We start from the raw sequence: 7874 nt of genomic DNA on the forward strand, positions 1-7874 counted from the left end.
GCCGCTCGGCGTCCAGGCGGCCGGCCGTCCGGGCGACGAAGAGACGCTTTTGTCGCTCGCCGCGCAGATGGAGAAGATCTCGGGTTGGCTGGACCGCAGGGCGCCGCTGATGGTGCCGACACGATGACGAGGTCGTGAAGCGCTTGAATATGACAGCAAAGCCATTTGCGGGCGGCGCCAATTCCCGCTAAGACGCCGCCGTCCTTACCTGATGCATGTCGCCCAAAAGTGTCCAGGGGTTTTGGGACAACGACGTGCTTAAAATAAAAAGCCGGGAACCAAACCGATGACGGAAATAACCGCCACCGCCGAAATGCAGGCAGCCCTGTTGTCGCGGGCGCTGCCCTACATGCAGCGCTACGAACACAAGACGGTCGTGGTGAAATATGGCGGCCATGCCATGGGCGATATCGAACTCGGCAAGGCCTTCGCGCGCGACATCGCGCTGCTCAAGCAGTCCGGCGTCAACCCGATCGTCGTCCATGGCGGCGGCCCGCAGATCGGCGCCATGCTGGCCAAGATGGGCATCGAATCCAAGTTCGAGGGCGGCCTGCGCGTCACCGACCAGAAGACGGTCGAGATCGTCGAAATGGTGCTGGCCGGTTCGATCAACAAGGAGATCGTCGCGCTGATCAACGCCGAGGGCGAATGGGCGATCGGTCTCTGCGGCAAGGACGGCAACATGGTTTTCGCCGAAAAGGCTCGCAAGACCATGATCGATCCGGACTCCAACATCGAGCGCGTGCTCGATCTCGGCTTCGTCGGCGAGCCGGTCGAGGTCGACCGCACCTTGCTCGATCTTCTGGCACGCTCCGAAATGATCCCGGTGCTGGCGCCGGTGGCGCCAGGGCGCGACGGCCACACCTACAACATCAATGCCGACACCTTCGCCGGCGCCATTGCCGGCGCCTGCCAGGCGACGCGCCTGCTGTTCCTCACCGACGTGCCTGGTGTGCTCGACAAGAACAAGAAGCTGATCGACGAACTGACCGTGGCCGAGGCCAAGGCGCTGATCAAGGACGGCACGGTCTCGGGCGGCATGATCCCCAAGGTCGAGACCTGCATCGAAGCGATCGAACGCGGTGTCGAAGGCGTCGTCATCCTCAACGGCAAGACGCCGCATGCGGTGCTGTTGGAACTGTTCACCGAACATGGCGCCGGCACGCTGATCGTGCCCTGAGGGGCTCGTCAGCCGGCTAACTTTTTCGCCTCGGAATCTTCAATATTGCCGATGGTGGGAATGGCGAGCTTTCTGGCCGGCCGTGAAACCGTCATCGATTCCTCCTCGGCGTCCTGCGGCGCGCCCCAGAATTCAGCCAGCGTCGGGCCGTCTTTCACCCTGACGTCGCGGACCAGAAAACCCCAGACCTCGCGGAACCAGACGCGGCGGCCCATCTGTGTGTACCAGCGCATCGAATGCCGCTGCTCGGGATCCTTGTGTAACAGGATGCGGGCCAGCGCCTTCGGCCGTGATTGCACCGCCAGCTCGATCAGCTTGACGCTGAAGAACAGCATCCAGGGTTTCAGCCGCGTCATCTGCAGCACCTGGTGCTTGTAATCCCACAAGCGCGCATCCTGCTGGATCACCTTGCGATCCCGCGCGATGCGGAAGAACGGCGTCCAGCGATGCGGCGTCACATAGAGCGCCTGGATCTGGTCGGGGTCATAGGCGATGAGCTGGCGAAAGCCGCGCCACAGATCGCGGAACCCTTCGTCCTCGAAGCCGGCCACCCAGGTCGCCATCGACAGGATGCCGTTGAGGCGCAGCAGCCTTATCGCCTCGCGGTCGGATGATGTGCTGCCGCCCTTGCGGATCAATTGAAGCGTCTGCTCGTCGGTGTTTTCCATGCCGAGCAGCCAGCGGATGACGCCGGCCTTGCGGTAGAGATGCAGGGTGTCGGCATCGCGCACTATGTCGTCGGCACGGGTCGAACCGACGATCAGCACCGGCACGTTCTCGGCGATAAGGGCGTCGAGGAAGGCACGCCAGGCCTTCTTCGAGACCGTCGGATTCTCGTCGGCGAGATTGATCAGCTCGACGCCGTGCTCGCGGTGCAGCCAGGCGATCTCCCTGGCGAATTTCACCGGATCGCGATGCCGCCAGCGGGTCCAGAAGCCGCGCTGGCCGCAATAATTGCACAGATGCGGACAGCCGCGCGAAAACTGCATGACCACGGCCCGCTTGCCGCCCCAGTAACTGTACCGCGAGTGCTCAATCAGCTCCCAACCGACGCGGTAGGCGTCGAGGTCGGCAATGGTCATGGCCGCCTGTGTGGCGAAGGGGCGGCTGAGATCGTCGCGATAGGCGATGCCGGCCACGCTCGCCGGCGGCTGGTGCATTTCCAGCGCCTCGACCAGCGCCACGACGGTCGCCTCGCCCTCGCCGCGCACGATGAAGTCGAAAGCATCGGTAGCGGCCAGGATGTCGCGCCAATGATAGGTCGGGAAAACGCCGCCATAGACGATGATGGTCGCCGGCTCCCGCTGCTTGATCTGCTCAGCGATCAGCAAGGCGGTCGGGTGCGCCGAGGTCGAGCCGGAATGGCCGATCAGGACGAAGTCGGGGTGGTCCTCCAGTGCGTTGCGTACGACGTCATCGAGCGGCATCGGCCCAAACTCGGCGTCGACGAGCCGCACCTGATGGCCGGCATCGATCAGCGGTCCGCCGATCGCCAGCAGGCCGAGCGGCGGCAAATGATCGTCGGGCACGCGGCTGCCGATGGCGGTGTGCGGCGGATTGATCAGGACGATTTTCATGGCGGACCTCTTGGGCAGTTGGTCCGCGCAAGCTGGCCGGCGATGTGGACACGCGATTGGCCCGTTTCAGCAGTTTGCGTGCAGCTTTTCCCCAAGGAGTGCGAAGAGAGGCATTGTCATCGCCTGAGATGCCCGAGCGGCACATGGCCCGGCCCCTTGATGTTCTGCAGCACCAACTGCGTGTGGACGTCGCGCACGCCGTCGAGCCGCATCAGCCGGTGCATAACGAAGGCGTTGAGTTCGTCGACCGACGGCACCATGACATGCAGCAGAAAGTCATGGTCGCCAGTCATCGTCCAGCACGAGGACACCTCGTCCATGCGCTGCACGGCGGCGATGAAGCTTTCGGGCGAGCCGTCGCTGTGGCTGACCAGGCGCACCTGGATGAACACCTCGACCATCAGGCCGACCGCGCGGCGGCTGATCACCGCGGCAAATCCCTTGATGATGCCGGCCTCCTGCAGCGCCTCGAAGCGCCGCGCGCACGGCGTCGTCGACAGGCCGATCTCTTGCGCCAGTTCGGAAACCGGCTTGCGCCCGTCGCGCTGCAGGACATCGAGCATCTTGATCTCGAAATCGTCGAATTGAGGCACTTTCACTCCGATAGAGGGTTTTGTGAGTGGATGTTATCCCAAATATTCCGTTCGAGCCATCATCAAAACCGATTTGCCTCGGCAGATCGGGGTAGCCTTTTCGGCACGTCAGCCATTGATGATTTGCGAGGAGAAAAACCATGACGACGATGAGCGTTGCCGAATATGCCCGCGACTGCGCGGCGCAAGGATTGCGCGGCGACTATTCGGTCTGCCGCGCCGATTTCACCGTGTCCCAGGGCTACGATTACAGCGAAGAAGAGCAGGCGGTGTGGCGCACGCTGTGCGACCGCCAGACCAAATTGACGCGCAGGCTCGCCCACCATTCCTATCTCGACGGCGTCGAAAAACTTGGCCTGCTCGACCGTATTCCCGATTTCGACGAGGTCAGCGCCAAGCTGCGCAAATTGACCGGCTGGGAGATCGTCGCGGTGCCCGGTCTCATTCCCGCGGCCCCGTTTTTCGATCATCTCGCCGATCGCCGCTTCCCGGTCACCAACTGGCTGCGGACCAGGCAGGAGCTCGACTACATTGTCGAGCCCGACATGTTCCATGATTTCTTCGGCCACGTGCCGGCGCTGTCGCAACCGGTGTTCGCCGACTTCATGCAGATGTATGGCGAGAAGGCCGGCGACATCATCGCGCTGGGCGGCGACGAGATGATTTCCAGGCTCTACTGGTACACGGCCGAATACGGCTTGATGCAGGAGGCCGGCCAGCCGCTAAAGGCCTTTGGCGCCGGCCTGATGTCGTCGTTTACCGAGCTGCAGTTCGCGGTCGAAGGCAAGGACGCCCACCACGTGCCCTTCGACCTGGAAACGGTGATGCGCACCGGCTACGAGATCGACAAGTTCCAGCGCGCCTATTTCGTGCTGCCGTCCTTCGACGCCTTGCGCGATGCCTTCCAGACCGCCGATTTCGCGGCGATCGTCGCCCGACGCAAGGACCAGCCGGCGCTCGACCCGGCGACGCTCTAGGCAGCAGTTGCCCTGCAGCCGTCAGGCGGTGACCACCTTGCTCAGATGGTCGCCCAGCCGGCAGGCCAGCGCGGTGATCGTCGTCGTCGGGTTGCATTGGCCTGACGTGCAGAACACCGAGGAGCCGCCGACATAGAGATTGTCCATGCCGTGCACCTTGCAGTTGGCGTCGACCACACTTTTGGTGACGTCGGTGCCCATGCGCGTGCCGCCCATATGGTGATGGCCCGCCGTCTCGTCATTGGTCGGATAGTCCTGGCCGTTGCTGATCCAGTCGGCAATGCGCACGCGGCCGAGATTCTTCTCGATCAGCGTCTTGCCGAACAGTCTGAGCCCTTCGAGCAGGGTGCGATGTTCCAGTTCGGATTTCTTCCAGTGCAATTCGATGCGTGGCACGCCGGCATGGTCGACATTGGTCTTCGACAACTCGATCTGGTTGGAGGCCAGCGGCGCCTGTTCCCAGGCGACGTAGAGCTGCGCGGCGCAGCGCAGTCTCTGACTGAGCTTGGAGGACATCCACTCGGCCATGTCGGGTGCCGTGCAGGCGAGGTCGGCGATAAGGCTCTTGACGCCGGGATACGGCGTCTCGATCAGCCGGATGCCGAAATTCATGATCTGCAGCCGCTCCGTGGCGGCAAGTGTCGGCGAGAAGAAGGCCTCATTGACGGCGTCGACCTCGAACGCGTTATAGTCGGCCAGGATGGCATTGCCGCCCTCGAAGGTCGGATGCTCCATCCAGTAGCGGCCAAGCGCCGTCGCATTCGGCACGACGCCGCCGTTCGAGCGCTGGTTGGACCACAGAAGCAGCCGCGAATTCTCCAGCCCACCGGTGCAGACGATGAAATAGTCGGCGCTGAAGGAGCCGGCATTCTGCCCGTTCGACCACAGTCTGGCGCCCGTCACGCGTTTGCCGTCGCCGGTAAGCTCGGTGGCACAAGTGTTGAGCACCACCGCGATGTTCTTGGCCTTGTCGAGTTCATCGCCGAACTTCTCGGCGAAGCGCACGGCCGGGCTCTTGATCAGCTGCACCCAGCGAATGTCGTCCGAGATCGGCACATCTGGCCGGAGGGCCGGAAGGTCGAGAATGTCGCGCACTTCCGGCAGATAGGGTTCGATGTCGGTGCGGCGGATCGGCCAGCCCGTATCGGGTACCCAGGCCTTCGGCTCGAAATCCTGCTTGTCGAGCACGCGGCACCAGCCGGCCCAGTGGTTGGAACTGCCGCCCATCAACCGCAGCCGGGTTATGTCGAGATCGAAATAGAAATCGCCGACCGTGCTGCCACGGTAAAAGTCCTGCGACTCGTCGCTGAATTCGCGCGGACCGGCCTCCATCACCACCACCGGAATGCCGGCCGCGCCAAGCTTGCGGGCAATGGTCGTGCCGGCCGGACCGGAGCCTAGGATGCACACTTTTGGGGTGAAGTTCGCGGCGCGATACGCCTCGTAGCTGTCGAAGATCATGCCAGGTCGCTCCGCCTCAGAATCCAGCCATTGACCTCGACGATCTCGTTCGGGTTGGGCTCTGGATCGGCTGCATCGGCATCAGGCAGCTTGCGGAACAAAGACAGGGCAGGCAATGCGATCAACGCCTGCACGAGCGCGCGGCGTGACATTTTCTTGATGATGAAACTCATGGCTGGTCTCTCGGCTGGGCTTCGGCACTGCATGGCGTTCCCAGAACGGCAATTCCCGGAACGACACATGCATCACCGTGGAAGCCAGTATCGTGCCAAGTCTGGCCGCAAAGCAGTGAAAACCCGGCTAAGCGGTACAACCGAGTGCAAACAGGGTTAGAATTTTCTTAACAGGCCGGTTGCGGCAGATCGGATCACGCCGCCTCGGAAATGCCGGTGTCGATGATCGTCAGGTTACGGCCCTGGTGCTTGGCCTGGTAGAGGCGCCGGTCGGCGGCGCGCATCAGCTCCGACACACTGGCTTCCTCGCCGCAGACAGTGCCGCCGATGCTGACCGTGAGCGGAATGGTCCGCTCGTCGACGGGCCGGAAGCGGATCAGCTCCACTTCGCGGCGAATTCGCTCGGCGACGCGCTTGGCCTCCTGCTCGGTCGCGCCGATCAGGAAGGCGCCGAACTCCTCGCCGCCGATGCGGCCGAGCACATCGCCGCTGCGCACGCCGCGCTGGATCGCGCTGGCGATCAAAAGCAGCGCGTCATCACCTGTCAGATGGCCGAAATTGTCGTTGATGGTCTTGAAGTGATCGGCATCGATGATCAGCAGCGCGCCGCGATCGGACTTGCGGCGCGAACCGTCGAGCGCGGCAAAGAAGCTTTCCCGGTTGAGCATGCCGGTCATGTCGTCGCGGCTCGCCTTTTCCGCCAGGCGGCGATGCGCGGCGGCGAGCTGGGCATGGGCTCGGGCGAGATCGCGATGCGCGTTTTTCAGCCTGTCGCTTTGCCAGAAAGTGCTTGCGCTGGCAGCCCACGCCAGCACCAGCGGACAGAGCGTGGAGGTCAGCCAGATCGTGCGGTTGACCGGAAATCCCATGGCCGGAACGATGATCAGGGTCAGCAGGAGAGAGGCCGCGACTGAGGCGAAAGCAACGGCGGCGGATCTCAGAATTATGCTGTTCATCGCTTGCTCCCACAAGACTGCCTCTCTGCCAGCAAGCCCTAAAGGCCACCTTTCCCAGATGCCTAAAATTTGAATCGTGAGGCGATTTACGCAACCTCAACGAGCAGAAGTTGTGGATAAAGTCGCTTCCGGAATGCGCGTTTCATGCCATAAGGAGCCCATGACCACGCTCCCTGACCCCGCCCGCTTCGCCCATGTCACCGACTGGGTCTTCGATCTCGACAACACGCTCTATCCGCATCATTCGAATCTGTTCTCGCAGATCGACGTCAAGATGACCGCCTATGTCGGCGAGCTGCTGGCATTGCCGCGCGACGATGCGCGCAAGTTGCAGAAGGAACTCTACCGCGAATATGGCACGACGCTGAACGGCCTGATGACACGTCATGGCATCGACCCCGATGATTTCCTCGAGAAGGTCCACGACATCGACTATTCATGGCTGGTGCCAGACCCCGTTCTCGGCACCGCCATCCGCCAGCTTCCGGGCCGCAAGTTCATCTTCACCAATGGCGACCGCAGGCACGCCGAGCGCACCGCGCGCCAACTCGGCATCCTCGACCATTTCGACGACATCTTCGACATCGTCGCCGCCGGGCTCAATCCCAAGCCGGCGCGCCAGACCTACGAGAAGTTCGCTGAACTCCACGCCGTCACCGGCCACAATGCGGTGATGTTCGAAGACCTTGCCCGCAACCTGTCGGTGCCGAAGTCGCTCGGCATGACCACGGTGCTTATCGTGCCGCGCAATTTCGAGCCGACCTTTGCCGAGATCTGGGAGCGCGACCCGACCAACGAGGACGACGTCGATTTCGTCACCGACGACCTGGCGGGGTTTCTGACGGCGATTGTGGAGGGGGAAGGAAGAGGGGAATTGAAGAATTGAAGAATGAAGGACGGTCTCTACGGATCAATTCCCCCAGTTCCCCAGTTCTTCAATTCCCCACTCCCCTACTC

Annotated in this window: 8 protein-coding genes; 3 read left to right on the forward strand and 5 right to left on the reverse strand. The window is 62.6% G+C overall.

Going from position 1 to position 7874, the window contains the following annotated elements:
- Nucleotides 1–286: 286 nt before the first annotated feature.
- Complete coding sequence (gene argB, locus EN984_RS14555) at nucleotides 287–1180, forward strand: acetylglutamate kinase (RefSeq protein WP_013528489.1); 894 nt, start codon at nucleotides 287–289, stop codon at nucleotides 1178–1180.
- A gap of 8 nt (nucleotides 1181–1188) precedes the next feature.
- Here argB and bchE read toward each other — a convergent pair whose 3' ends face one another.
- Both bchE and EN984_RS14565 read right to left on the reverse strand, forming a co-directional pair.
- A complete protein-coding gene (gene bchE / locus EN984_RS14560; RefSeq protein WP_127272325.1) occupies nucleotides 1189–2757 on the reverse strand; it encodes a magnesium-protoporphyrin IX monomethyl ester anaerobic oxidative cyclase in 1569 nt (522 codons plus the stop codon).
- A 116-nt stretch (nucleotides 2758–2873) separates the two neighbouring features.
- A complete protein-coding gene (locus tag EN984_RS14565) occupies nucleotides 2874–3350 on the reverse strand; it encodes an Lrp/AsnC family transcriptional regulator (RefSeq protein WP_027040109.1) in 477 nt (158 codons plus the stop codon).
- Nucleotides 3351–3490: 140 nt separating this feature from the next.
- Between EN984_RS14565 and phhA the strand changes: the two genes are divergently transcribed.
- Nucleotides 3491–4327 (forward strand): phenylalanine 4-monooxygenase, encoded by an 837-nt coding sequence (gene phhA, locus EN984_RS14570; protein WP_127272324.1) that lies wholly within the window; start codon nucleotides 3491–3493, stop codon nucleotides 4325–4327.
- Between the two features lie 21 nt (nucleotides 4328–4348).
- On the opposite strand, the gene EN984_RS14575 is transcribed toward phhA, so the two are convergent.
- From EN984_RS14575 to EN984_RS14585, 3 genes are all read right to left on the reverse strand, one after another.
- Nucleotides 4349–5788, reverse strand: coding sequence for a GMC family oxidoreductase (locus EN984_RS14575; protein ID WP_127269434.1), 1440 nt, complete (start codon nucleotides 5786–5788; stop codon nucleotides 4349–4351).
- On the reverse strand, nucleotides 5785–5961 hold the full coding sequence (locus EN984_RS14580) for a hypothetical protein (RefSeq protein WP_127269433.1): 177 nt from the start codon (nucleotides 5959–5961) through the stop codon (nucleotides 5785–5787). The genes EN984_RS14575 and EN984_RS14580 overlap by 4 nt, the downstream gene beginning before the upstream one ends.
- 194 nt (nucleotides 5962–6155) lie before the next feature.
- Nucleotides 6156–6917 (reverse strand): GGDEF domain-containing protein, encoded by a 762-nt coding sequence (locus tag EN984_RS14585; RefSeq protein ID WP_127269432.1) that lies wholly within the window; start codon nucleotides 6915–6917, stop codon nucleotides 6156–6158.
- A gap of 160 nt (nucleotides 6918–7077) precedes the next feature.
- On the opposite strand from EN984_RS14585, the gene EN984_RS14590 reads away from it, so the two are divergent.
- Complete coding sequence (locus tag EN984_RS14590) at nucleotides 7078–7803, forward strand: pyrimidine 5'-nucleotidase (protein ID WP_127272323.1); 726 nt, start codon at nucleotides 7078–7080, stop codon at nucleotides 7801–7803.
- Nucleotides 7804–7874 lie beyond the last annotated feature (71 nt).

It is taken from the genome of Mesorhizobium sp. M7A.F.Ca.CA.004.12.1.1 (assembly GCF_003997835.1).
Taxonomy (GTDB): domain Bacteria; phylum Pseudomonadota; class Alphaproteobacteria; order Rhizobiales; family Rhizobiaceae; genus Mesorhizobium.